This window comes from Halomonas elongata, assembly GCF_029081005.1.
Lineage (GTDB): Bacteria > Pseudomonadota > Gammaproteobacteria > Pseudomonadales > Halomonadaceae > Halomonas > Halomonas elongata_B.
Map to the genome: position 1 here is coordinate 159,844 of NZ_JAJQTQ010000004.1, position 23,403 is coordinate 183,246.

Annotated in this window: 22 protein-coding genes and 1 other RNA gene; 14 read left to right on the forward strand and 9 right to left on the reverse strand. The window is 65.1% G+C overall.

The features are described from left to right. Positions 1 to 53 precede the first annotated feature (53 nt). The 3 genes from LU493_RS04625 to smpB form a co-directional block, all read right to left on the reverse strand. Positions 54 to 1,292 (reverse strand): tyrosine-type recombinase/integrase, encoded by a 1,239-nt coding sequence (locus LU493_RS04625; protein WP_275286620.1) that lies wholly within the window; start codon positions 1,290 to 1,292, stop codon positions 54 to 56. 284 nt (positions 1,293 to 1,576) lie between these two features. Beyond that, positions 1,577 to 1,955, reverse strand: a transfer-messenger RNA (tmRNA) gene (gene ssrA, locus LU493_RS04630). Between the two features lie 43 nt (positions 1,956 to 1,998). After that, positions 1,999 to 2,490 (reverse strand): SsrA-binding protein SmpB, encoded by a 492-nt coding sequence (gene smpB, locus LU493_RS04635; RefSeq protein ID WP_275286621.1) that lies wholly within the window; start codon positions 2,488 to 2,490, stop codon positions 1,999 to 2,001. Between the two features lie 129 nt (positions 2,491 to 2,619). On the opposite strand from smpB, the gene LU493_RS04640 reads away from it, so the two are divergent. Beyond that, entirely contained in the window at positions 2,620 to 3,054 is a 435-nt protein-coding gene (locus LU493_RS04640) for a type II toxin-antitoxin system RatA family toxin (RefSeq protein ID WP_275286622.1), read from the forward strand. After that, complete coding sequence (locus LU493_RS04645; protein WP_275286679.1) at positions 3,044 to 3,358, forward strand: RnfH family protein; 315 nt, start codon at positions 3,044 to 3,046, stop codon at positions 3,356 to 3,358. Before LU493_RS04640 ends, LU493_RS04645 begins: the two co-directional genes overlap by 11 nt. A 6-nt stretch (positions 3,359 to 3,364) precedes the next feature. Here the strand turns inward: LU493_RS04645 and LU493_RS04650 are convergent, their stop codons facing one another. Further along, positions 3,365 to 3,787 (reverse strand): outer membrane protein assembly factor BamE, encoded by a 423-nt coding sequence (locus LU493_RS04650; RefSeq protein ID WP_275286623.1) that lies wholly within the window; start codon positions 3,785 to 3,787, stop codon positions 3,365 to 3,367. A 72-nt stretch (positions 3,788 to 3,859) separates the two neighbouring features. Between LU493_RS04650 and fur the strand changes: the two genes are divergently transcribed. Next, positions 3,860 to 4,306, forward strand: coding sequence for a ferric iron uptake transcriptional regulator (fur, locus tag LU493_RS04655; RefSeq protein ID WP_275286624.1), 447 nt, complete (start codon positions 3,860 to 3,862; stop codon positions 4,304 to 4,306). Between the two features lie 75 nt (positions 4,307 to 4,381). Here fur and recN read toward each other — a convergent pair whose 3' ends face one another. Continuing rightward, positions 4,382 to 6,055, reverse strand: coding sequence for a DNA repair protein RecN (recN, locus tag LU493_RS04660; protein WP_275286625.1), 1,674 nt, complete (start codon positions 6,053 to 6,055; stop codon positions 4,382 to 4,384). Between the two features lie 221 nt (positions 6,056 to 6,276). Here recN and grpE point away from each other — a divergent pair, with 221 nt between their 5' ends. From grpE to LU493_RS04685, 5 genes are all read left to right on the forward strand, one after another. Next, the gene (gene grpE / locus LU493_RS04665) at positions 6,277 to 6,906 is read left to right on the forward strand and encodes a nucleotide exchange factor GrpE (protein WP_275286626.1); all 630 of its coding nucleotides are present in this window, start codon (positions 6,277 to 6,279) and stop codon (positions 6,904 to 6,906) included. 127 nt (positions 6,907 to 7,033) lie between these two features. After that, positions 7,034 to 8,974 carry a molecular chaperone DnaK gene (gene dnaK / locus LU493_RS04670; protein ID WP_275286627.1) on the forward strand — a complete coding sequence of 647 codons (1,941 nt, stop codon included), beginning with the start codon at positions 7,034 to 7,036 and terminating at the stop codon, positions 8,972 to 8,974. 92 nt (positions 8,975 to 9,066) lie between these two features. Further along, positions 9,067 to 10,206 carry a molecular chaperone DnaJ gene (gene dnaJ, locus LU493_RS04675; protein ID WP_275286628.1) on the forward strand — a complete coding sequence of 380 codons (1,140 nt, stop codon included), beginning with the start codon at positions 9,067 to 9,069 and terminating at the stop codon, positions 10,204 to 10,206. Positions 10,207 to 10,324: 118 nt separating this feature from the next. Continuing rightward, positions 10,325 to 10,945, forward strand: a complete 621-nt coding sequence (locus LU493_RS04680) for a LysE family translocator (protein ID WP_275286629.1) — start codon at positions 10,325 to 10,327, stop codon at positions 10,943 to 10,945. Between the two features lie 8 nt (positions 10,946 to 10,953). Continuing rightward, on the forward strand, positions 10,954 to 11,853 hold the full coding sequence (locus LU493_RS04685; protein ID WP_275286630.1) for a DMT family transporter: 900 nt from the start codon (positions 10,954 to 10,956) through the stop codon (positions 11,851 to 11,853). Here LU493_RS04685 and LU493_RS04690 read toward each other — a convergent pair. Genes LU493_RS04690 through LU493_RS04700 form a run of 3 tightly spaced genes read right to left on the reverse strand, consistent with a single transcriptional unit; the run spans position 11,831 to position 14,788 of the window. After that, a complete protein-coding gene (locus tag LU493_RS04690; RefSeq protein WP_275286631.1) occupies positions 11,831 to 12,580 on the reverse strand; it encodes an ABC transporter ATP-binding protein in 750 nt (249 codons plus the stop codon). The two genes, LU493_RS04685 and LU493_RS04690, sit on opposite strands and share 23 nt — an antisense overlap. Next, positions 12,574 to 13,647 carry a FecCD family ABC transporter permease gene (locus LU493_RS04695; RefSeq protein ID WP_275286632.1) on the reverse strand — a complete coding sequence of 358 codons (1,074 nt, stop codon included), beginning with the start codon at positions 13,645 to 13,647 and terminating at the stop codon, positions 12,574 to 12,576. Before LU493_RS04695 ends, LU493_RS04690 begins: the two co-directional genes overlap by 7 nt. Positions 13,648 to 13,660: 13 nt before the next feature. Then, positions 13,661 to 14,788 carry an ABC transporter substrate-binding protein gene (locus LU493_RS04700; RefSeq protein ID WP_275286633.1) on the reverse strand — a complete coding sequence of 376 codons (1,128 nt, stop codon included), beginning with the start codon at positions 14,786 to 14,788 and terminating at the stop codon, positions 13,661 to 13,663. A gap of 248 nt (positions 14,789 to 15,036) precedes the next feature. On the opposite strand from LU493_RS04700, the gene LU493_RS04705 reads away from it, so the two are divergent. Beyond that, positions 15,037 to 15,318 (forward strand): DUF2218 domain-containing protein, encoded by a 282-nt coding sequence (locus LU493_RS04705; protein WP_275286634.1) that lies wholly within the window; start codon positions 15,037 to 15,039, stop codon positions 15,316 to 15,318. Positions 15,319 to 15,321: 3 nt separating this feature from the next. Then, positions 15,322 to 16,254, forward strand: a complete 933-nt coding sequence (locus LU493_RS04710) for a DMT family transporter (RefSeq protein WP_275286635.1) — start codon at positions 15,322 to 15,324, stop codon at positions 16,252 to 16,254. Here the strand turns inward: LU493_RS04710 and LU493_RS04715 are convergent. After that, positions 16,231 to 17,226, reverse strand: a complete 996-nt coding sequence (locus LU493_RS04715; protein ID WP_275286636.1) for an esterase-like activity of phytase family protein — start codon at positions 17,224 to 17,226, stop codon at positions 16,231 to 16,233. The genes LU493_RS04710 and LU493_RS04715 overlap by 24 nt on opposite strands. 128 nt (positions 17,227 to 17,354) lie before the next feature. On the opposite strand from LU493_RS04715, the gene dapB reads away from it, so the two are divergent. The 4 genes from dapB (at position 17,355) to greA (ending at position 23,381) form a co-directional block, all read left to right on the forward strand. Beyond that, positions 17,355 to 18,161, forward strand: a complete 807-nt coding sequence (gene dapB / locus LU493_RS04720) for a 4-hydroxy-tetrahydrodipicolinate reductase (protein ID WP_275286637.1) — start codon at positions 17,355 to 17,357, stop codon at positions 18,159 to 18,161. 322 nt (positions 18,162 to 18,483) lie between these two features. After that, positions 18,484 to 19,629: a glutamine-hydrolyzing carbamoyl-phosphate synthase small subunit gene (gene carA, locus LU493_RS04725; RefSeq protein ID WP_275286638.1), complete on the forward strand. Its 1,146-nt coding sequence runs from the start codon at positions 18,484 to 18,486 to the stop codon at positions 19,627 to 19,629. A gap of 48 nt (positions 19,630 to 19,677) precedes the next feature. After that, positions 19,678 to 22,908 carry a carbamoyl-phosphate synthase large subunit gene (carB, locus tag LU493_RS04730; protein WP_275286639.1) on the forward strand — a complete coding sequence of 1,077 codons (3,231 nt, stop codon included), beginning with the start codon at positions 19,678 to 19,680 and terminating at the stop codon, positions 22,906 to 22,908. Continuing rightward, the gene (gene greA, locus LU493_RS04735; protein WP_275286640.1) at positions 22,905 to 23,381 is read left to right on the forward strand and encodes a transcription elongation factor GreA; all 477 of its coding nucleotides are present in this window, start codon (positions 22,905 to 22,907) and stop codon (positions 23,379 to 23,381) included. The genes carB and greA overlap by 4 nt, the downstream gene beginning before the upstream one ends. Positions 23,382 to 23,403: the final 22 nt, after the last annotated feature.

Genomic DNA, 23,403 nt, shown 5'->3' on the forward strand with positions numbered 1-23,403 from the left:
TTTCGGGTGATCGGCCCTAGCCAGCCAACGGGGTGCGGCGGCTGCCGCTTGTCTCAGGCCCCGGCGCGGATCGGCACCACGTTGTCGGCACCATCTCGCAGGGTATCCAGGTAATCGGCCCAGCTTTGCAGCATCTCCCGGCGCTGCTCCAGGTGAGAAGTCCGGTTGTAGGCGCGACCGTTGCTGTCCTTCACAGCGTGCGCCAGTTGCTGCTCTATGTAGTGCTCCGGATAATTCAGGCGCTCGGCCAGGATCGTGCGGGCCATCGCCCTGAAACCGTGCGCTGTCATCTCGCCTTTGAAGCCCATCCTGTCCAGCGCGGCCTTGATCGTATTGTTACTCATCGGTCGTTTGCTGCTACGGACGCCGGGAAAGACATACTCGGCTCGCCCGGTCAGCCCGGTCAGCCCGTGCAGGTCGCGCAGGATCGCCACGGCTTGGGCCGGCAGTGGAACGATATGGGCTTGCCCCGTCTTGCTGGCATGAAAGGTCCAGGTGGCTTCCTTCAGATCTATGTCGGTCCATCGGGCTTGGCGCAGCTCGCCGGGACGGGTGAAGACCAGGGGCGCCAGCTTCAACGCGGCGATGGTGACTGGCTGGCCGCCGTAGCCCTCGATCGCTCGCAGCAGGCCGATTACCTCCTTGGGATCGGTCACGGCTGCATAGTGCTTGGTCTTGTGCGGGCGCAGTGCGCCGCGCAGATCAGGCACAGGGTCACGCTCGACGCGCCCGGTGGAGATGCCATAGCGGAATACCTGGCCGCACAGTGTCTTCACTCGATGGGCCGTCTCGATATGGCCGCGCTCCTCGATGCGGCGCAGGCAGTCCAGTAGCTCGGGTGGGGTGATTTCGGAGATGGGCCGCTTGCCGATGGTCGGGAAGGCGTCACGCTCCAGGCGGCGTTTGTTCCGCTGGTAGTGGGCGGGCACCACGTCGTGCTGGTGCACCTTCTCCAGCCACTCGACGGCCACGGCCATGAAGGTATTGGCGGCGGCCTCCTCGCCTTGCTGGCGGGCGATGCGCTTGGCGGCGCTGGGATCGATGCCCTGGGCAAGCTGGCGCTTGGCCTCGTCGCGGACCTCGCGGGCAGCCACCAGGGAAATGCCGGGATAGACGCCGATGGCCAGCCGCTTCTCCTTGCCGGCGTGGCGGTACTTCATCCGCCAGTATTTGCTCCCGCTGGGGGATACCTCCAGATAAAGGCCGCCGCCATCGGTCATCTTGAACGTCTTGTTCCTGGGCTTGGCCGTCTTAACGGCGGTAGCGGACAGCTTGTTGGTCTGGCGGCTCATGGGGGCACCTCGGGGCGGTGGTCGCCTTATGCCCCCTTGTCGGCAGTGCCAGATGCCCCCAAGGGTAGGGGGCGGGCTATCGGCCAGCCAGGCGCCGGATAGCGCGGCTTCTGGCAGGTTTGGGGGCATCAGGGTATCGGCTTCAGCGTTGTGCCCCCAGATATGCCCCCTTAGGTGGGGGCATGTCAAGGAATGCTATGAAACGTCCAGGCACAAGAAAGGGGCCCTGAGGCCCCTGTTCATGCGGTTTCTAGTGCTTCTTGGGAAGTCCTGAAACCTAGGTTTGGTGGAGGCGGCGGGAATCGAACCCGCGTCCGCCGACACTCGCCCATCGGCTCTACATGCTTAGTTCCGTCTTTTGTTTTAACGTCGCTGGCTCCGACGGGCAGGATCCAGAAACGCGATTCCTCTAAGTTTTAACGGCTGACACGAGGACGGGGCCAGCCGCGATCCCATCAGTCTGAGCTCGTGCCCTTTGGTGATGAATGGGCACATCACCGCCGGGTAGGACTAGAAGCTAGCAGTTGTTACGCTGCCAGCGCGCCCTGAGCGTAGTTGTCGTCGTTTGCGACTATTTAATCGTGATGTTGGATTTACGAGATACATCACGCTCTCGGCATGCACCTCAGGGGTTGTCATCGGCGTCGAAGCCATGTCGCCCCCGTAACGACGCCATTCTAACAGAGTGGCTATAGGTGTGACAGCCTTATGTCTTGTTGTGCTCGCGCAGGATGCGGCCCTTCTGGCGCTGCCAGTCGCGGTCCTTCTCGGTGGCTCGTTTGTCGTGGAGCTTCTTGCCGGTCACCAGCGCCAGCTCGCACTTCACCTTGCTGCCTTTCCAGTACAGCTTGAGCGGCACGCAGGTGTGTCCCTTGTCCTGGGTCCGCGAGAAGATCCTGGCGATCTCCTTGCGATGCAGCAGCAGCTTGCGGGTCCGGGTCGGGTCGGCCACCTCATGCGTGCTGATGGTGTTGAGCGGGGTGATATGACTGCCCAGCAGCCAGGCTTCCCCGTTCTTGACCAGGATGTAGGTGTCGGTGAGCTGCGCCTTGCCGGCGCGCAGGCTCTTCACCTCCCAGCCGGACAGTGCCAGGCCGGCCTCGAAGGATTCGTTGATGTGATATTCGAAACGCGCCTTCTTGTTCAAGGCGATGGCGTTGCTGCCCGGGCCCTTGCCCTTACCTTTCTTGTTGGCCATGGAACCTCATATCCTGTCTTGCCGATGATGGCCTGCCCCTCCGATATGGGGGGAAGCGTGATACCATTCAAGGCCTGAAATAACCGCTCATGATACGCCTTGGGCCCCTTGAAGTCAGCGGAGAGGTCAATGCCAACGGTCAATCGGTCCGCCCTGGTGCGGCACACCCCCCAGCAAATGTTCGACCTGGTCAACGATTTCGAACGTTATCCGGAGTTTCTACCGGGCTGTCGGCGTGCGCGATTGCTCGAACGGGACGCCGAACACCTGGTCGGCGAGATGACGCTGGGCCGTGCCGGTATCGAGCAGAGCTTCACCACGCGCAACGATCTCCAGGAGCCCGAACGCATCGATTTGTCGTTGGTCAGCGGCCCCTTCAAGCGCTTGCGTGGGCGCTGGCTGTTCCTGCCCATGGGCGAGGATACCTGCAAGGTCAGTCTGGAGATGGAGTTCGAGTTCGCCAACCGCCTGCTGGGCATGGCATTCGGCAAGCTGTTCCAGCAGGTGGCAGGCCAGCTGGTGGATGCCTTCACGCGTCGTGCCGATGAGCTCTATGGCCGCTGAGCACAAGAGCGTGGTGAACGTCGAGGTGGCCTTTGCGCTACCGCACCGTCAGCGTGTCATCTCCCTGATATTGCCCGCGGGCTCCAGCGCCCGTGCGGCGGTGCGCGAGGCGGATCTTGCACGGTATTTCCCCGATGTGCCGCCCGAAACCTTCGAGAATGCCGCGCTCGGCATCTTCGGCAAGGCGCTGCGCGATCCAGACCAGTACGTATTGCAGGAGGGCGATCGGGTAGAAGTCTACCGGCCTCTACGTATCGATCCCAAGGCGGCGCGGGCGGCCCGCGCCGCGGATCGGCGGGACTGAGACGGGTCAGTCGTCCTCGGGGCGTACGTTGAGCAGGTTGCCGGCCTGCTCGCCGGCGGAATCCGTCGGGCCGATACCGCGCTCGTTGGCGACCGACGGGGGACGCGAGAAGTCGCCATGTCGATCGATGTCAGCCAGGCGGTTGCCCTGGAAGGTCAGCGTGAGGCGGCGTTGCTCGATGCCGCCGTAGGCCTCGTCCAGTCGATAGACGTAATCCCACTGCTGGGCGTCGAAGGGTGCCTCGAGCATCGGACTGCCCATCAGGTTGACCACCTGCTGGCGAGTCATGCCGGGTTGCAGTTGTTCGGCCATATCGGCGGTCACCAGGTTGCCCTGGGCCAGATCGCGCTTGTATACGCCGAAATAGCTGCAGCCACTGATCAGGGTCAGGGCGACGGTAAGGGTGACGGTTCGAGTCAGCTTTTGCATTTGCGCCTGTTCTTCACTATCGTGGTTTTGGTCGATCATACCCGACCCTACCTGATACTGCGAAGAGCAACCATGGCCGACCAGAACCATGAATTACGCAAGGCCGGTCTGAAAGTGACCCTGCCGCGCGTCAAGATACTGCATATCCTCGAGAACGCCACGGGGCAACACCACCTGAGCGCCGAGGATGTCTACAAGACCCTGCTCGAGGCGGGCGAAGACGTGGGCCTGGCTACCGTCTATCGCGTGCTGACACAGTTCGAGACCGCCGGTCTGGTGACTCGTCACAACTTCGATGGCGGCCATGCCGTCTTCGAGTTGACGCAGGAGGAGCATCACGACCATATGGTGTGCCTGGACAGCGGCGAAATCATCGAGTTCTTCGATGACACCATCGAGCGTCGCCAACAGGAGATCGCCGAGGAGCACGGGTACGAACTCGTGGATCATGCCCTGGTGCTCTACGTGCGCCCCAAGGGTTCCAAGGTGACGCGCCAGGAAACGCCCGGCAAGAAGTGACACGCCTGCTCGATGAGGCGTGACCGACGGCGCCCCCGATCCAGCGATCGGGGGCGCCGTCTTGCGTATGGAATATCAGTGATGGGCGCGCTGACTGGCGTCGAGCATCTCGCGGGCGTGTGCCAGGGTCTGGTCGGTCAGCTTCATGCCGCCCAGCATTCTGGCCAGTTCGCCGACCCGGCCGGCCTCGTCGAGCAGCGCCATGTGGGTCAGGGTGGTCGCGTCTTCGGCCTGCTTGGCGATATGCAGGTGCTGGTGGGCTTGAGCGGCGACCTGAGGGAGGTGGGTCACGGTCATCACCTGGCCGCCTTTTCCCAGGCGCCGCAGGAGCTGCCCGACGACCTCGGCGGTGGCGCCGGAGATACCGACATCGACCTCGTCGAAGACCAGGCTCGGGGTGGTGGAGTGCCGGGCGGCGACCACCTGGATGGCCAGGCTGATGCGGGACAGCTCCCCGCCGGAAGCAACCTTGGTCAGCGGGCGTGCGGGCTGGCCGGGGTTGGCGCTGATCGAAAAGCGGGCGCGTTCGAGCCCTTCGGGGGACGGGGCGTCGCGGGGCATCAGCTCGACATCGAAGCTGGCCTTGCCCATGGCCAGAAAGGCCAATTGTTCCTGTACGGCCGTGCTGAAGCGTCGGGCGGCGTCCTGGCGGGCGGCGCTCACCACCTCGGCCTGCTGCTGCCAGGCCTGCTTCAGGTGCTCGACCTCGCCGGCCAGGGCGTCCAGATCGCCGTCACCACCTTCCAGTTCGGCCAGTTCCTCGCCGAGGCGCTGGTGCAGCACGACGAGTTCGTCGGGCGGCACCTGGTGCTTGCGGGCGATGCGATGTACCTCGCCGAGGCGGTCTTCGACCCAGCCCAGGCGCTCGGGGTCCAGCTCCACGCCGGAGGCGAAATGATTGAGTTCGCGACCGGCCTCCTCGACCTGGATGCAGGCGTCGCCCAGCATGCTCAAGGCATCGGCCAGGGCGCCGCGATCACTGCCGGGTAGCACCGAGAGTCGGTTCACTGCCTGGTGAAGCAACGGCAGGGCGCCGCCCTCGTCGCCGTCGCAACATTGGGCGGCGAACTGGGCCTCGCGCAGGCGTTCCTCGGCGTGTGCCAGTGTTTCCTGTTCCGATTCCAGGCCTTCGAGCTCGCCCTCGGCCAGGGCCAGTTGGTCGAGTTCCTCGACCTGGTAGCGCAGTAGCTGGAGGCGGGCGCGGATCTCGTCATTATCCTCCGAGAGGCGCTTGAGCCGTTGGTGAGCTTCGCGCCAGGCGTGGAAGGTCTCCTCCATGTCGCGCACGGTCTCGCCGTGGCCGGCGAAGTCATCGAGCAGGTGCAGATGGGTTTCCTCGCGCAGCAGGCCCTGATGGGCGTGCTGGCCATGGATCTCGATCAGGTGGTCACCCAGCGCCTTGAGGTCCGCTACCGTGGCGGGCTGGCCATTGATCCAGGCTCTGGAGCGGCCGCCCCGGGTGACCACGCGACGCAGCAGGCAGTCGTCGTCGGGGAGTTCGCGTTCGTCGAGCCAGGCCCGGGCGGCGGGCAGTTCGGCGATATCGAAGCGAGCGCTCAGGTCGGCGCGCTCGCAGCCGTGGCGGACGCTGCCGGCATCGGCACGTTCACCGAGGCACAGGCCGAGGGCGCCGAGCAGGATGGACTTCCCGGCCCCGGTCTCGCCGGTAATGGCGGTCATGCCGCCCTCCAGCTCGAGCGCCAGATGGTCGACGATGGCGAAATCGCGAATGGCGAGCTCTGTCAGCATGATGCTTCCCCCGGGGCTTGTCCGAAGCGACTGGCTATTCATCCATTGCCTTGTGCGTTTATACAGTAGTTCATGTCCCGCAACAACGCACGGCATCAATCCGCTCGATCGGATGCCTTGAGTTCCGCGCGGTCAGCCCCATATACCTCGCAACGACGATTCATCCCGACAACATGTCTTCAGGCGGCCCATGGCCGCCGGCTGTCATTCAGGAGGCACGCATGGCCAAAGATCCGCAGACACCGCTGGACGATGAGCTTTCCCGCCAACAGGGAGAGGCCGATGCCCAGGTGGAACCGGAGTCCGTGGAAGGCGAGCTCGAGGAGGCCATCGAGAGCGCCGAGCAACCCCAGGAAGAAGGCGAAACGCCGGACAACCCGGAAGCCGAGGTCCTGGCCGCCAAGGTCGAGGAGCTCGAGCAGAGCCTGGCCGACGCCAAGGATCAGTCGTTGCGGGCCGCCGCCGAGGCTCAGAACGTGCGCCGGCGCGCCGAACAGGAGGCCGAGAAGGCACGCAAGTTCGCGCTGGAGAAGTTCGTCAAGGAACTGCTGCCCGTGATCGACAGCTTGGAAAAGGCGTTGGACGCCATGGGCGAGGACGCCACCGAGGCGCATCGCGAGGGCGTGTCCATGACGCTGAAGATGCAGCTCGATGTGCTGGGCAAGTTCGGCGTCGAGGCGGTCGACCCCACCGGCGAACCCTTCGACCCGCAGTACCATGAGGCCGTCACGATGGTGCCCAACGCCGAGCTGGACCCCAACAGCGTGATGGAGGTGATCCAGAAGGGCTATCTGCTCAATGGTCGTCTGGTGCGGCCGGCGATGGTGGTGGTCAGCCAGGCCGCCGAGTGAGATTTCACGCCGAAAAGCGGCCCGGAGCCCTTGAAAAGGCGCCGAGGGCCCCCAGATAGACGGCAACCCCGCGGCGAACGCCGCGCACATGAATGAATCCGCAACATCGATATTTCGAGGAATTCCTATGGGACGCATCATCGGTATTGACCTGGGGACCACCAATTCCTGCGTGGCCGTACTCGACGGCGACGACGCCAAGGTGATCGAGAACGCCGAAGGCGCACGCACGACCCCGTCCATCATCGCCTACACCGAAGACGGTGAGACGCTGGTGGGACAGGCGGCCAAGCGCCAGGCGGTCACCAACCCCCAGAACACCCTGTACGCCATCAAGCGCCTGATCGGCCGTCGCTTCCAGGACGACGTCGTCCAGAAGGACATCAAGATGGTGCCCTACACCATCACCGAGGCCGACAACGGCGACGCCTGGGTCGAGGTCAAGGGTAACAAGCTGGCGCCGCCCCAGGTCAGCGCCGAAGTGCTGAAGAAGATGAAGAAGACCGCCGAGGATTACCTGGGCGAGACCGTCACCGAGGCGGTCATCACCGTGCCGGCCTACTTCAACGACAGCCAGCGTCAGGCCACCAAGGATGCCGGCCGCATCGCCGGTCTCGAGGTCAAGCGCATCATCAACGAGCCGACCGCGGCCGCGCTGGCCTACGGCATGGACAAGGCCCGTGGCGACAAGACCATCGCGGTCTACGACCTGGGTGGCGGTACCTTCGACATCTCGATCATCGAGGTGGCCGATGTGGACGGCGAGACCCAGTTCGAGGTGCTGGCCACCAACGGCGATACCTTCCTGGGCGGCGAGGACTTCGACCTGGCGCTGATCAACTACCTGGTCGATCAGTTCAAGTCCGACAGCGGCATCGACCTGTCCGGCGACAACCTGGCCATGCAGCGCCTCAAGGAAGCCGCCGAGAAGGCCAAGATCGAGCTGTCCAGCGCGCAGCAGACCGAGGTCAACCTGCCGTACATCACGGCCGACAACACCGGTCCCAAGCACCTCAACGTCAAGGTGACCCGGGCCAAGCTCGAGTCGCTGGTGGAAGAGCTGGTGGCACGCTCGCTGAAACCGTGCAAGACCGCCCTGGCCGATGCCGACCTGTCCGCCTCCGACATCGACGATGTCATCCTGGTGGGTGGCCAGACTCGCATGCCGATGGTCCAGGCCAAGGTCGCCGAATTCTTCGGCAAGGACGCTCGCAAGGACGTCAACCCGGACGAGGCCGTGGCCGTGGGCGCTGCCATCCAGGGCGGCGTGCTGGGCGGTGACGTCAAGGACGTGCTGCTGCTCGACGTCACCCCGCTGACCCTGGGTATCGAGACCCTGGGTGGCGTGATGACGCCGCTGATCGAGAAGAACACCACGATCCCGACCAAGAAGACCCAGACCTTCTCGACGGCGGACGACAACCAGACGGCCGTGACCATTCACGTGCTCCAGGGCGAGCGCAAGCAGTCCACTGGCAACAAGTCCCTGGGTCGCTTCGATCTCGCCGACATTCCGCCGGCACCGCGCGGTGTGCCGCAGATCGAGGTCGCCTTCGACCTGGACGCCAACGGTATCCTCAACGTGTCGGCCAAGGACAAGGCCACCGGCAAGGAACAGTCGATCGTCATCAAGGCGTCCAGTGGCCTGTCCGAGGAAGAAGTCGAGCAGATGGTCCAGGACGCCGAGGCCCATGCTGACGAGGACAAGAAGTTCGAGGAACTGGTGGCGCTGCGCAACCAGGCCGATGGCATGGTCCACGCCGCCCGCAAGACCCTCGAGGAAGCCGGCGACAAGGCGACTGATGACGAGAAGCAGGCCATAGAGAACGCCGCCAGCGAGCTCGAGGAAGCGGTCAAGGGCGACGACAAGGACGATATCCAGGCCAAGCTCGACACCCTGACCGAGGCGTCCGGCAACCTGGCGCAGAAGATGTACGCCGACCAGGCCGAAGAGGCCGGCCAGCAGCCGGGGGCCGACGCCGGCGAGCAGGCCGAGGGCCAGAAGAAGGAAGACGACGTGGTCGACGCCGAGTACGAGGAAGTCAACGACGACCAGAAGAAGCAGTAAACCACGACGTCTGAATCACGGCTGGCGCCAGCGCGGGGGCTCGACTCCCGCGTTGGCGTTTGCGCAGCGTCGCTATGGAGGCGGACAGACACATGTCCAAGCGTGACTATTACGAGGTGCTGGGCATAGAGCGTGGGGCCGATCAGAAAGAGATCAAGAAGGCCTACCGACGCCTGGCACAGAAATACCACCCGGATCGTAATCCGGATGATGACACCTCGGCGGAGAAGTTCCGCGAGGTTTCCGAGGCCTATGAGGTCCTGACCGACAGCGAGAAGCGCGCGGCCTACGACCAGTTCGGCCACGCCGGCGTCGATGGCCAGGCCGGAGGCGGCGGCTTCGGCGGCGCGGGGGCCGGGGGCTTCAGCGACATCTTCGGCGATGTCTTCGGCGATATCTTCGGTGGCGGCGGGGCGCGTCGCAACCCGAACGCTCCGCAGCGCGGCAGCGACTTGCGCTACAACCTCGAGCTCGATCTCGAGAGCGCCGTGGCGGGCACCAGCGTGGACATCCGCGTGCCGCGCCACATCGAGTGCGAGCGCTGCGACGGCGATGGCGCCGAGCCGGGCTCCAGCAAGGAGACCTGCCCGACCTGTAACGGCATGGGCCAGGTGCGCATGCAGCAGGGCTTCTTCGCCGTACAGCAGACCTGCCCGACCTGCCATGGCAGCGGCCAGCACATCAAGGTGCCCTGCCACAAGTGCAACGGCGAAGGCCGCGAGCGCGAGACGCGCACGCTGTCGGTGAAGATCCCGGCCGGTGTCGATACCGGCGATCGCATTCGCCTCAACGCCGAGGGCGAGGCCGGCATCAACGGTGGGCCGCCCGGTGACCTCTACGTCCAGGTGGCGATCAAGCCGCACCATATCTTCGAGCGCGAAGGGCGTCACCTGCAGTGCGAGGTGCCGATCAACTTCGTCGATGCCACCCTCGGTGGCGAGCTGGAAGTGCCGACCCTGGATGGCCGGGTGAAGCTCAAGATTCCCCCCGAGACCCAGACCGGCAAGATGTTCCGGCTCAAGGGCAAGGGCGTGAAACCGGTGCGTGGCGGTCCCGCCGGCGACCTGCTGTGCCGGGTGGTGGTCGAGACCCCGGTCAAGCTCAGCGAGGAGCAGAAGGACCTGCTGCGGACGTTCCAGGATAGCCTGGACGGCAGCAACAGCCATCACTCGCCGAAGAAGAGCAATTTCTTCGATGGCGTGAAGAAGTTCTTCGAGGACATGAAGCCTTGACGACCAGGGTGTCGTAAAAGCCTCCCTGTCGCCCCCGTCGTTCTCCCGGCGGGGGCTTTCCTTTATGTGCCTGCCGTTCTACCGTAATGGGTTTCCCCGCCGAGAAGGAATCTGTGTCATGGAGTGGCTCGCCTTCGTGATCGCCGCCTTGGGTTTCGCCTATCTGCCCGGTCCCGCCATGCTGTATACCGCCGCCCAGACGCTGGGCAGAGGACGACGTGCGGGGTTCGGTGCGGTACTGGGCGTGCATCTCGGCTGCTATGTGCATGTCATCGCGGCGGCGCTGGGGTTGGCGGCACTGTTCGCCGCGGTGCCGCCGGCCTATGTGGCGATGAAGGTCATCGGCGGCTGTTATCTGATGTGGGTCGGCATGCGCCTGTGGCAACGCGGTATCGGCTCGCCCGAGGCGCCTGATGGTGCGGGCAAGGGGCGCCGCCGCGTGTTGATCGACAGCATGCTGGTCGAGATCCTCAATCCCAAGACGGCACTGTTCTTCGTGGCTTTCTTGCCGCAGTTCGCGCAGCCGGATGCCGGCATGGCCATGGGCTGGCAGTTGTTCTGGCTCGGCATTGCCGCGAACTTCCTGTTCTCCTCGGCCGACGTGGTCGTGGTGATGCTGGCCGCGCCGTTGCGTCGTTGGCTGCAGGGCCCGAGGGGCTCGAGGCGTCTCGCCCAGCGCCTGGGTGGCGGCCTGCTGGCCAGCCTGGGGGTGCATGGCCTGACACAGGTCTATCGATAAGGACGCTCATGACCAACGCCACGGATCGGCCGATGGCCGGCATCCTGCTCCGGCTGCTGTCGGGCATCCTGTTCACGAGCATGATGGTGTGCGTCAAGGTGGTGAGCACGGAGGTGCCGCTGGGGCAGACGGTGTTCTTCCGCTCGGCCTTCGCGCTGTTGCCCATCGTGGTATTCATGGCCTGGCGACGGGAGTTCCCGAAGGCCCTGGCGACGCGACGTCCCGGGGGACACCTGTTGCGTTCGGGGCTGGGCGCGGCGGCGATGTTCGCCTCCTTTGCCGCAGTGGCTCGGCTGCCGGTGGCCGAGGCCACGCTGCTGGCGCAGCTGGCGCCGGTGGCCATGGCGGTGGCCGGCGTGTGGCTGTTGGGTGAACGCTTCAGCCTCCACAGGGCGGCAGCCCTGGCCCTGGTGCTGGGGGGCGTGGCGGCCCTGGTGGTACCCGAGCTGGGCAACGGTGAGCAGAAGGGACGCCTTCCGGGCTATGCTCTGGGGATCCTGGCTGCCTTGCTGACGGCGGGCGCCCTGGTCACGGTGCGGCGGATCTCGCGTACCGAGACACCGGCCTCCATTGCCTTCTACTTCGTGCTGGTCACGACGCTGGCCGGCCTGGCCACCTTGCCGCTGGGCTGGGTCGAAGTGTCGGGGAAGACGCTGGCGCTGCTGATCCTGGCGGGGCTGTTCGGCGGGGCCGCCCACATCTGCATGACCCTGGCGCTGCGCTTTGCCGAGGTCTCGCGCCTGGCGCCCTTCGAGTATGTCGCGTTGATCTGGCCGGTGCTGGCCGATCTGCTGATCTTCGGATTGCCCCTGTCGCCGGGCTTTCTGGTCGCGTTGCCCCTGGTGCTGGGCGGTGCCGCGCTGGCCGCCATGGAGGGGCGTCGGGTCAGGTGGCACCTTCGACGATGAGCTGGGGGTTCCCCTGCGAGCAAGCCTCGATGCGGGTCTCCACGCGATAGACCCGGCGCAACAGCTCGGGGGCGACGACCTGCCCGGTAGGCCCGCAGGCGACCAGTTGGCCCTTCTCCAGCATGATCGCCTCGTCCGTGAAGCGCAGCGCCTGCCCCAGGTCATGCAGGGCCGCGATGACCAGCATGCCCCGCTCGCGGGTCAGCCGGCGCAGGATCGACAGCAACTGGATCTGGCGATGCAGATCGAGAGCCGAAGTGGGTTCGTCGAGCAGCAGAATCTCGGGGTCCTGCACGAGTGCCTGGGCCGCACCTACCAGTTGTCGCTGGCCGCCGCTCAGGTCGCCGATATCGCGCTCCCCCAGCTCGACGATGTCCAGTTCGTCCAGGGCGCGGTCGACTTCGGCCAGGTCCTCGGCCTGGACCTTCAAGCCGCGCCCCTGCATGCGCGCCAGCAGCACTGATTCGTATACCGTCAGCACCGCATTCGCGCCGGTGTCCTGTGGCATGTAGGCCAACGGCCGCTCCCGGGTGGCGCCGTCGATGCGAACGCTGCCTCCGCCATCGATCAGGCCGAGAATCCGCCGAAAGAGTGTGGATTTTCCCGCGGCATTGGGGCCGAGCAGTGCCACGATTCGGCCTCCCTCGAGAGGCGGCGTGGTGATTTCCGACAGGATCTCGTGACGTCCATAGCGGGCCGTCAGGCGGTCGAGCGTGAGCGTTACCATGCGGTCTTCTTGTGGCTGAGGACGAGGAACAGGAAGAACGGGATACCCACCAGCGAGGTGATGATCCCGATGGGAATGATGGTGCCGGGCAGGATGACCTTCGACAGCACCGAGCCGACGGAGAGGATCAGGGCGCCGCACAGGGCCGCGCCGGGCAGGAAGAAGCGCTGATCCTCGCCCAGCAGCAGGCGGGCGATATGCGGCCCGACCAGGCCGATGAAGCCGATGGTACCGACGAAGGACACGGCGATGGCGGCCAGCAGCGAGACCAGCACCAGTACCTCCAGGCGCAGTGCTCGGGGCTTCACGCCGAGGCTTTCGGCCTTGGCGTCGCCCAGACGCATGGCGGTGAGCGCCCAGCCATGGCGGGCGAGCAGCGGCAGTACCACTACCAGCACTCCCGCGGCGATTCCCAGCTTGGGCCAGGTCGCCTTGGTCAGGCTGCCCATGGTCCAGAACACCACGGCGGCCACGGCCTGCTGGCTGGCGAAGAACTGGATCAGTGCCATCAACGAGTTGAAGATGAACACCATGGCGATGCCCAGCAGCACGATGGTCTCGATGGTCACGCCGCGCTTGAGGCTCAGCGCATGAATCGCGAAGGCCGTCAGCATGGCCATGACGAAGGCGTTGATCGGAATCACGTACTCGATCGCGGCGGGCACGAGCACCACGCCGAAGGCCAGCGCCAGGGCGGCGCCGAAGCTGGCGCCGGCGGAGATGCCCAGCGTGAAGGGGCTGGCCAGGGGGTTGCTGAGAATGGTCTGCATCTGGGCGCCGGCCACCGACAGGCTGGCGCCGACCACCAGCGCCATCAGCGCCACCGGCATGCGGATCTCCCACAGGATCACCCGAGCCTGCTGGCTGACGGCATCCGGGGTGAGGAGAGCGGCGATTACCTCGTCGAGGCTGAAGCGGGCCGGTCCCAGGGCGAGGTCGACGCACAGGCTCAGGCACAGCGCCACCGTCAGGGCGATGAGGATCAACTGGCGACGCAGCACCAGGCTGCGATAGAGCCCTCTCCCCCGGGGAGCGGGTGAGGCCGTGTCGGTGGTCGAGACGTTCATGCCGGCCTGCATCCTAGCGTTCCTTCAGCGAGGTCCAGTAACCCGGCTCGTAGTTCACCGGCAGGAAACGCTGGTGCAGTGTTTCCATCGTCGCTGCGGGATCGAGGTCATCGAACAGCGTCGGGTGGAACCACTTGGCCAGTTGCTGGACGGCGACGAAATAGTAGGGGCTGTTGTAGAACTGGTGCCAGATGGCGTGGACGTCGTCGTTCGCGACGGCGTCGATACCGGTCATGGCCGTGCGTTCGGTCAGCGCCTCGAGCTTGGCGCGAGCGGCGCTCATGTCGGCGCCGGGGCCTACGCCGACCCAGTCGCCGCCGGGGACGTAGGCATCCCAGTTGCCGCCGGTCACCACCACCTGCTGCGGGTCGGCGGCGATGATCTGCTCGGGATTCAGCGAGCCGAAGGTGTCCGGGATGATGTCCTTGGCGATATTGGTGCCGCCGGCGATCTCGACGTATTCGCCGAAGTTGCCGTCGCCGAAGCTCATGCAGCAGTCTTCCGAATAGCCGCCGGCACGGTCGACGAAGACGCGCGGACGCTCGGGGTCGGCGGCCTCGATCGTCTCGGTGACGCGTGCCATCTGTGCCTCGGTGAAGTCGATGAAGGATTCGGCATCCTCCTCCTCGCCAAGCAGCTTGCCCATCAGCCGCATGGACGGGACGGTGTGCTCGAGCGGGGCCTCGCGAAAGTCCACGTAGACGATGGGAATCCCCAGCTCGGCCAGCTTGTCGTCATAGCCGGCGTCCTCGGTGGCGGCCCTGGCCTCGAGGTTCATCAGCACGACGTCCGGCTCCAGCGCGGCGGCCTGCTCGACGTCGAAGGTACCGTCCTTGAAACCGCCGAAGGTGGGGATTTCCTTCAGTTCGGGGAAGCGCTCGGCATAGGCGGCGTAGTTGTCCGGATCGGCCTGGGAAAAGTCCTCGCGCCAGCCCACCACATGCGCGAACGGATCTTCGGGCTGCAAGGCGCCGAGCAGATAGATCTGGCGGCCTTCTCCGAGAATCACGCGATCCACGGGCGCCTCGACGGTGACTTCGCGGCCGGCAATGTCGGTGACGGTGATCTCGTCGGCATGGGCGACGGCACTGCCCAGGATGAGGGAGATGCCGCCAAGGGTCTTGAGCAGGGCAGTGTGCATGAGGCTTCGTCACTCGCTGATGGGTCGATAGTTTCGAGGCGTCGACGAGTACGGCGGTATTGGTACTCGTCATTGCATATCGTTCCTATTTGCAACGGTGGGGAGTGTGTCGTAATCGTTTCGTGTTGTCGAGATGGAGAAAGGCCGTTCCGCCCGGCCGAACGGGAAGTTCGTGAGGTTGGGGCTGGCGCTCGGGTGGAGCGCCGTCATAGGCTGAACACTCATGACCGAGGAAGATGGAGCGCATCATGCCGATTTCACGTGCCGAGATTGTCACCGAGTCCGGCGAAAAACTGATCAACCGGCTTTGCAAGCACTGGGCGCACAAGCTGGAGGTGAAACAGGAGGATGGCGAGGGTCGGATCACCTTCGACAACGGGAGCTGCCTGCTGCAAGCCGAACAGGGCAAGCTCAAGGTGGCGGTCGAGTCCCTGGACGAGGAAGGGCTGGATCACCTGGAAGGGGTAGTGGCGCGTCATCTCGAACGCATGTCCGGCAAGGAGTCCCTGGATATCATCTGGGAAAACTGAGCCGTGACGGCCCGGACCGCCCATCTGGGCATGCTGCTCTGGGCGGCATTGGTGGGCCTGTCGTTTCCTGCCGTGGGGCTGATGAACGAGTTGCCCCCGATGCTGCTCACCGCCCTGCGTTTCGCCATTGCCTGCCTGGGCCTTTGGCCGCTGGCACACCGAGCCGAGGGCTTTTCCCCGACGCGGCGGGCCTTGCCGGTATACGTCCTGATGGGCTTGTGCCTGGCGGGGTTCTTCGGCGCCATGTTCTGGGCGGCTCATCATGCGACGGCGCTTTCCATGGCGACGCTCCATGTCACCGTACCGCTGCTTGCCTATGGGCTGGGGCTAGGATTGCGCGTGGAGCGGCTGGCCTGGCGGCTGCCGGCGATTCTCGCGCTAGGGGCCGTCGGTGCCCTGGCACTGGTCTGGGCCGAGGCGCTGGTGCGGGGCGGCCAGATGCGCTTCGGCGCGGGCGAGGCCGTGTTCTTCGCCGGTTGTCTCTGCTCGGCGCTCTATCCGGTGCTCTCCCGATGGGGGTTGAACGTGGGGCGGTTGCCGGCCTCGCCAGCGGTACGTACCTTCTGGAGCCTGGGTCTGGGCGGCGGTCTGGTCGGCGCCCTGGGCGTGCTGGTGGAACCGGTGTCGCGGTTTTCGGCGATGGCCTGGTCCGATGCGTTGCTGCTCGTCTATCTGGGCGTGTTCTCCAGTGCCCTGACCTTCTGGTTGATGCAGCGTGCGACCCTGGTGCTGACGCCCGGCGCAATCACCGCTTACGGCTATCTGGTGCCGTTCGTCTCCATGCTCGTGCTCTTCCTGCGCGCACCGCAAAGCCTGGATTGGGTCTGGTTGCCCGGCAGTCTCATGGTGCTGATGGCCATCGCGTTGTTGTTGCGTCATGACACGGGGGGCGGCCAGCGGGGCACCTGTACGTCAGCGCGGACGGAGGCAGACTAGCAGGCTGCGTTGCAGCGGGCTGGCATTGTCATCGCTGAGCAGCAGCAGGCGACCGTCGTCGAGTCGGGTCAGGCCCTCCATGTTGTCCAGCCACCAGCCATCGCCGCTGGAGAAGCTGACCAGTGTCTCGACATCGAGTTCGGGTGGTTTGCCGAGCCGGATGCGGCGCAGGCTGATCACCAGCGGTGCCGGTGGCGCGAAGGCGCGCTCGAGGGCCAGCAGGTCGTCACCGTCGGTGGTGAACTCGGTCAGGGCGCTGCCTGTCGGGGCGGCCAGAGGGTAGCGCCACTCCTGGCCGTCGAGCGTGAAGAGACGCGTCTCCTTTGGGGCGAAGCCTCGAGGGGGCGATTCCAGGCCGAGAATGAGGCCGTGCTCGGGGTGCCGCGTCATGGCTTCCATGCCCTTGTTGGTCGACGCGTCTGTCGCTTGAGCGGGGCGAATGGGCGCCGCCAGGGGGCTGCCGTCGGGTCCGAAACGCTGCAGGCGATGGTCGCGCTCGAAGCTGACCCACAGCTCGGTATCGCCGAGCTTGCCATTGGTGTCGTGCCGCAGTGACAGGGACTCGGCATCGGCCGCCGAACCGTCGAGCGGGGCGCCATCGGTGTCGCGTAATCGATGGCTGTCGATGGGCGAGAGGCCGCTCAGGTGTCCTGCCTCGAAGCGCGGGCGAGCCCGGTGCAGCCAGCCCCGATCCGATACCATGTGCAATAGGCCGGCGTCGCGCTCCCAGGCCAGGTCGGAGAGCCCGTTGACCGGAGAGCCGTCCGGCCAGCGGCCGGGCAGGGAAAGCGTGCCGCAGCGTTCGACGCGTGCCGGTGGCGTGACATCGTCTCCGGCCAGGGGCACGACGCGGGCGCGCTCGGCGCAGCCCGGCAGGGGCGTGAGTATCGTCGTAAGCAGGAGGGCGATCGGCAGGGCGCCGACGCGCCGACACGGTCTCGGATTCCGGGGCATGGTCGACTCGGCCGTCATGACGTTTCGACAGGCCAGTCTGCCACAGTCGCGTGTCGGTCGTATGGCAGAGAGGCGCCGCAGACGGCCCGGCGCGGCATTGTTATACTGCGTATCTTCCCTTTTATCGAGCCTCGCGAGGAGTTCGCATGACCCGTATCGCCATCGCCGGTGTCGCCGGCCGCATGGGCCGCACCCTGGTCAACGCCGTGCAGCAGGATGCCGAGGCCACGCTCGCCGGGGGCACCGTCTCGCCGGGCAGTTCGCTGGTCGGGGCCGATGTCGGTGAGCTGGCCGGCAGCGGCAAGCTGGGCGTGCAGGCTACCGCTTCGCTGGCGGCGATCGCCGATGACTTCGATGTGCTGATCGATTTCACCGCGCCCCGGGTGACGCTGGATAACCTGGCGGTCTGCGCCGAGCACGGCAAGCGGATGGTGATCGGTACCACCGGTCTGTCCGACGAAGAACTGGCCGAGCTGGACGGTTACCGTGACCGGCTGCCCATGGTCGTTGCGCCGAACATGAGCGTGGGGGTCAATCTGACGTTCAAGCTGCTTGAGACTGCCGCCCGAGCGTTGGGCGACGAGGGTTACGACATCGAGGTCATCGAAGCTCACCATCGCCACAAGGTTGATGCCCCCTCCGGCACGGCCTTGAAACTGGGCGAGGTGGTGGCCGATGCCCTGGAGCGCCCCCTCAAGGAGTACGCCGTGTTCGAGCGGGTCGGTCAGTGCGGGCCGCGCAGTGACAAGGAAATCGGTTTTGCCACGGTGCGGGCCGGCGACATCGTCGGCGAACATACCGTGATGTTTGCCACCGAGGGCGAGCGCATCGAGATCACCCACAAAGCCTCCAGTCGCATGACGTTCGCCAAGGGTGCCGTGCGGGCGGCACGCTGGGTAGCCGGCAAGCCGGCGGGTCGCTACGACATGCAGGATGTCATCGGGCTGGATTGAAGGGTGGCCGAGCGGCCTCGGATGCTTTAAAATCCACCAAATTTTGGCCGGGCGCCGGCTCTCGCCGCGCAAACGCTTGTTGCGTCGGCCCAGCATTCCGAGCGAATGACAACAAGCGGGATGAAACCGGTCTTCACTGTCGGGTTTCGTCCCGCTTTTTTGCGGGCCGATTGAAGGGACGGGGCCTTGAAAGGGCGCGGCCGGGCGAGAGCCTGTCTCGTGGATGGCTCCGGGGGGCGACCGGGCTGTCAGCGCCATGCGAGAAGTATTCCTTGACGAGCTGTCTCTTACGCCGTCTTTGACAATATGGGAGGACGTTGCATTGAACAAACCCGCGATACTGGCCCTGGAAGACGGCAGTGTGTTTCATGGCACCGCCATCGGTGCCGATGGGCAAACCAGCGGTGAGGTGGTGTTCAATACGGCCATGACGGGCTACCAGGAAATCCTCACCGACCCCTCCTATACCCGTCAGATCGTCACCCTGACCTATCCGCACATCGGCAATACCGGCATCAATGCCGAGGATGTCGAATCCGGCGCCATCGCCGCCGCCGGGTTGGTGATTCGCGACCTGCCGCTGCTGGCCAGCAGTTTCCGCTCCGAGCAGACCCTCTCCGACTACCTGGCGAGCCAGAACGTGCTGGGCATCGCCGATATCGATACTCGTCGGCTGACGCGTATCCTGCGCGACAAGGGTTCCCAGAATGGCGCGATCCTGGCTGGCTCGGACGCCGAGGGAGAGGGTGCCGAAGCGCGGGCCCTGGAAGCGGCCAGGGCCTTTCCCGGGATCAAGGACATGGACCTGGCCAAGGTCGTGTCCTGTGCCGAACCCTATGAGTGGCACGAGGGAGAATGGGCACTGGGCAAGGGGTACGCTGACGTCACCCAGGAGGAGCGCCCCTATCACGTCGTTGCCTACGATTATGGGGCGAAGCGCAATATCCTGCGCATGCTGGCGTCCCGGGGCTGCCGGCTTAGCGTGGTACCGGCCGAGACCTCGGCCGAGGACGTGCTGGCCATGAACCCGGATGGCATCTTCCTTTCCAATGGTCCGGGCGACCCCGAGCCCTGCGATTATGCCATCAGCGCCATCCAGGCGTTCCTGGAGACCGATATCCCGATCTTCGGCATCTGCCTTGGCCATCAGCTGCTGGCGCTGGCCAGCGGTGCGCGGACGGTGAAGATGGGCCATGGTCACCATGGCGCCAACCACCCGGTGCAGGACCTCGATACCGGTCACGTGATGATCACTAGCCAGAACCACGGCTTCGCCGCGGATGAGGCGACCCTGCCCGAGACCCTGCGCGCGACCCATCGTTCGCTGTTCGACGGCACCCTGCAGGGCATCGAGCGCACCGACTGTCCGGCCTTCAGCTTCCAGGGCCACCCGGAGGCGAGCCCGGGGCCGCGCGACGTCGCGCCGCTGTTCGACCGCTTTATCTCCATGATGAAGGCCAAGCGCTAACCGTCCGATCGTTGCCCCTCGTCCGTCACCTTTTTTGCGGGAAGCACCATGCCAAAACGTACCGACATCCAGAGCATCCTGATCATCGGCGCCGGCCCCATCGTCATCGGCCAGGCCTGCGAATTCGATTATTCCGGCGCCCAGGCCTGCAAGGCCCTGCGCGAGGAAGGCTTTCGCGTCATTCTGGTCAACTCCAACCCGGCCACCATCATGACCGATCCGGTAATGGCCGACGCCACCTATATCGAGCCGATCACCTGGCAGGCGGTGGAGAAGATCATCGAGGCCGAACAGCCCGATGCCGTGCTGCCGACCATGGGCGGCCAGACCGCGCTCAACTGCGCCCTGGACCTGGACAAGCACGGCGTGCTCGCCAAGCACGGCGTGGAGATGATCGGCGCCAACGCCGATGCCATCAACATGGCCGAGGATCGGGACCTCTTCGACCAGGCGATGAAGCGCATCGACCTGGAGTGCCCCAAGGCCAAGGTGGCTCACACCATGGACGAGGCCTGGCAGATCCAGGGGGAGCTGGGCTTCCCGGTCATCATTCGTCCCTCCTACACCATGGGCGGCTCCGGCGGTGGCGTGGCCTACAACAAGGAAGAGTTCGAAGAGATCTGCACCCGCGGCTTCGAGCTCTCCAACAACCACGAGCTGCTGATCGACGAGTCGCTGCTGGGCTGGAAGGAATACGAGATGGAGGTCGTTCGCGACAAGAACGACAACTGCATCATCGTCTGCGCCATCGAGAACTTCGATCCCATGGGCGTGCACACCGGGGATTCCATCACCGTGGCCCCCGCCCAGACGCTGACCGACAAGGAATACCAGAACATGCGCGACGCCTCCCTGGCGGTGTTGCGCGAGATCGGCGTCGAGACTGGCGGCTCCAACGTCCAGTTCGGCGTCGACCCGAAGACCGGTCGCGTGGTGGTCATCGAGATGAACCCGCGGGTGAGCCGCTCTTCGGCGCTGGCCTCCAAGGCCACCGGCTTCCCGATCGCCAAGATCGCCGCCAAGCTGGCCGTCGGCTATACCCTGGACGAGCTGCAGAATGACATCACCGGCGGACGCACCCCGGCCTCGTTCGAGCCATCCATCGATTACGTGGTCACCAAGATTCCGCGTTTCACCTTCGAGAAATTCCCCCAGGCCAATGACCGCCTGACGACCCAGATGAAGTCGGTCGGCGAGGTGATGGCCATCGGGCGCACCTTCCAGGAGTCACTGCAGAAGGCCCTGCGGGGGTTGGAAACCGGCAACGACGGCCTCGATCCGAAGGTCACTCGCTTCACGGGCGATACCATGGCCCACATCAAGGGCGAGCTGCAGGCGGCCGGCGCCGAGCGCATCTTCTACGTCGCCGATGCCCTGCGCGCCGGCATGAGCGTCGAGGACGTGTTCGCGCTGACCAACATCGATCGCTGGTTCCTGGTCCAGCTCGAGGACCTGGTCATGACCGAACAGGCGCTCGCCAAGCGCTCGCTCTCCGAGCTGACATCACGCGAACTCTTCACGTTGAAGCGCAAGGGCTTCTCCGATGCGCGTCTGGCGAAACTGCTGGGCGTGGCCGAGAAGGACTTCCGCAAGGCGCGCCAGGCGTTCGATATCCGGCCCGTCTACAAGCGCGTGGACACCTGTGCGGCGGAGTTCGCCACCGATACGGCCTACATGTACTCCTCCTATGAGGAAGAGTGCGAGGCGGACGACTCCGACCGGCCCAAGATCATGGTGCTGGGGGGTGGTCCCAACCGCATCGGACAGGGCATCGAGTTCGACTACTGCTGCGTGCATGCCGCGCTGGCCATGCGTGACGATGGCTATGAAACCATCATGGTCAACTGCAATCCGGAGACCGTCTCCACCGACTATGATACCTCGGACCGGCTCTACTTCGATCCGGTGACCCTCGAGGATGTGCTGGAGATCGCCGACAAGGAGAAGCCGGCTGGGGTGATCGTGCAGTTCGGTGGCCAGACGCCGCTCAAGTTGGCCCGTGAGCTCGAGGCCGCCGGTGTGCCGATCATCGGCACCACTCCGGATGCCATCGATCGCGCCGAGGATCGCGAGCGCTTCCAGCAGATGATCGACAAGCTGGGGCTCAAGCAACCGCCCAATGCCACCGCCCGGAGCTTCGAGGAGGCCTTCGCCAAGGCCGAGGCCATCGGCTATCCGCTGGTCGTGCGTCCGAGCTATGTGCTCGGTGGCCGCGCCATGGAGATTGTCTATGACGCTTCCGAGCTGGAGAACTACATGACCCATGCGGTCAAGGTCTCCAACGACTCGCCGGTGTTGCTCGACCACTTCCTCAATGCCGCCATCGAAATCGACATCGATGCGGTCTCCGATGGCCAGCAGGTGGTGATCGGCGGCATCATGCAGCACATCGAGCAGGCCGGGGTGCACTCCGGCGATTCCGCCTGTGCCTTGCCGCCGTATTCGCTGCCGGCGGACGTTCAGGACGAGATGCGCGACCAGGTCAAGCGCATGGCGGTTGAGCTCGGGGTCAAGGGGCTGATGAACGTGCAGCTGGCCTGGCAGGACGGCGAGATCTACGTCATCGAGGTCAATCCACGCGCCTCGCGGACCGTGCCCTTCGTCTCCAAGTGTGTCGGCACCTCGCTGGCGCAGGTCGCGGCGCGCTGCATGGCCGGTGTTTCCCTGGCCGACCAGGGCTTCGACCGGGAAATCGTGCCGCACTTCTACAGCGTCAAGGAGGCGGTGTTCCCGTTCGCCAAGTTCCCTGGCGTCGATCCGATCCTGTCGCCGGAAATGAAGTCCACCGGCGAGGTCATGGGCAGTGGCGATACCTTCGCCGAGGCCTTCTACAAGGCACAGCTGGGCGCCGGCGAGGCGATTCCGGCGCTCACCGGCGAGCGCAAGGCGTTCCTGTCGGTGCGCGATCCCGACAAGCAGGGTGTTATCGATGTGGCCCGATCTTTGTTAGGATTAGGGTTCACACTGTGCGCGACGCGTGGCACGGCATCGGCCCTGCAGCAAGCCGACCTGCCCGTTGAGGTCGTCAACAAGGTTTATGAAGGCCGTCCTCATATTGTCGATCTTCTCAAGAACGACGAGGTCGCCTATATCGTCAACACCACCGAGGGCCGCCAGGCCATCAATGATTCCTCGGTGATCCGCCGCACCGCCCTCGCTCGTAAGGTTCCCTATGCCACCACCCTGGCGGGAGCCAATGCCGTTTGCCTGGCGCTCGAATATGGTGATGCCATTACGGTGCGGCGGTTACAGGAATTGCATGCAGGAGTCAGTCAATGAACAAGGTCCCGATGACCGTCGTCGGTGAGCAGCGTCTTCGCGATGAGCTCGAACACCTCAAGAGCGAGGCGCGGCCCAATGTCATCGCCGCCATCGCCGAGGCGCGCGAGCACGGCGACCTCAAGGAGAACGCCGAGTACCATGCCGCTCGCGAGCAGCAAGGCTTCATCGAAGGTCGGATTCAGGAGATCGAAGGCAAGCTCTCCAACGCACAGGTCATCGATGTCACCAAGCTTCCCAAGACCGGCAAGGTGATCTTCGGGGTGACGGTGGAGCTGATCAATCTGGATAACGACGAGGAAGTGACCTATCGCATCGTCGGCGAGGACGAGGCCGACATCAAGTCGGGCCGGATCTCCGTCACCTCGCCCATCGCCCGCGCCCTGATCGGCAAGGAAGAAGGCGAGGTGGTGCTGGTGCGTACCCCGGGCGGCGATGTCGAGTACGAGATCGGCGGCGTGGAGCACCTCTGACCCCAGCTCGAAGCCTTAAGCT

Bases quoted from the DNA above. Each gene is read 5' to 3' on its own strand.
- LU493_RS04705 (WP_275286634.1), top strand. From the start codon at position 15,037: ATGCCGATTTCACGTGCCGAGATTGTCACCGAGTCCGGCGAAAAACTG.
- dnaK (WP_275286627.1), top strand. From the start codon at position 7,034: ATGGGACGCATCATCGGTATTGACCTGGGGACCACCAATTCCTGCGTG.
- LU493_RS04650 (WP_275286623.1), bottom strand. From the start codon at position 3,787: ATGCAAAAGCTGACTCGAACCGTCACCCTTACCGTCGCCCTGACCCTG.
- smpB (WP_275286621.1), bottom strand. From the start codon at position 2,490: ATGGCCAACAAGAAAGGTAAGGGCAAGGGCCCGGGCAGCAACGCCATC.
- greA (WP_275286640.1), top strand. From the start codon at position 22,905: ATGAACAAGGTCCCGATGACCGTCGTCGGTGAGCAGCGTCTTCGCGAT.
- fur (WP_275286624.1), top strand. From the start codon at position 3,860: ATGGCCGACCAGAACCATGAATTACGCAAGGCCGGTCTGAAAGTGACC.
- LU493_RS04690 (WP_275286631.1), bottom strand. From the start codon at position 12,580: ATGGTAACGCTCACGCTCGACCGCCTGACGGCCCGCTATGGACGTCAC.
- LU493_RS04715 (WP_275286636.1), bottom strand. From the start codon at position 17,226: ATGACGGCCGAGTCGACCATGCCCCGGAATCCGAGACCGTGTCGGCGC.
- dnaJ (WP_275286628.1), top strand. From the start codon at position 9,067: ATGTCCAAGCGTGACTATTACGAGGTGCTGGGCATAGAGCGTGGGGCC.
- dapB (WP_275286637.1), top strand. From the start codon at position 17,355: ATGACCCGTATCGCCATCGCCGGTGTCGCCGGCCGCATGGGCCGCACC.
- LU493_RS04625 (WP_275286620.1), bottom strand. From the start codon at position 1,292: ATGAGCCGCCAGACCAACAAGCTGTCCGCTACCGCCGTTAAGACGGCC.
- recN (WP_275286625.1), bottom strand. From the start codon at position 6,055: ATGCTGACAGAGCTCGCCATTCGCGATTTCGCCATCGTCGACCATCTG.
- grpE (WP_275286626.1), top strand. From the start codon at position 6,277: ATGGCCAAAGATCCGCAGACACCGCTGGACGATGAGCTTTCCCGCCAA.
- LU493_RS04680 (WP_275286629.1), top strand. From the start codon at position 10,325: ATGGAGTGGCTCGCCTTCGTGATCGCCGCCTTGGGTTTCGCCTATCTG.
- LU493_RS04685 (WP_275286630.1), top strand. From the start codon at position 10,954: ATGACCAACGCCACGGATCGGCCGATGGCCGGCATCCTGCTCCGGCTG.
- LU493_RS04645 (WP_275286679.1), top strand. From the start codon at position 3,044: ATGGCCGCTGAGCACAAGAGCGTGGTGAACGTCGAGGTGGCCTTTGCG.
- LU493_RS04700 (WP_275286633.1), bottom strand. From the start codon at position 14,788: ATGCACACTGCCCTGCTCAAGACCCTTGGCGGCATCTCCCTCATCCTG.
- LU493_RS04640 (WP_275286622.1), top strand. From the start codon at position 2,620: ATGCCAACGGTCAATCGGTCCGCCCTGGTGCGGCACACCCCCCAGCAA.
- carB (WP_275286639.1), top strand. From the start codon at position 19,678: ATGCCAAAACGTACCGACATCCAGAGCATCCTGATCATCGGCGCCGGC.
- LU493_RS04695 (WP_275286632.1), bottom strand. From the start codon at position 13,647: ATGAACGTCTCGACCACCGACACGGCCTCACCCGCTCCCCGGGGGAGA.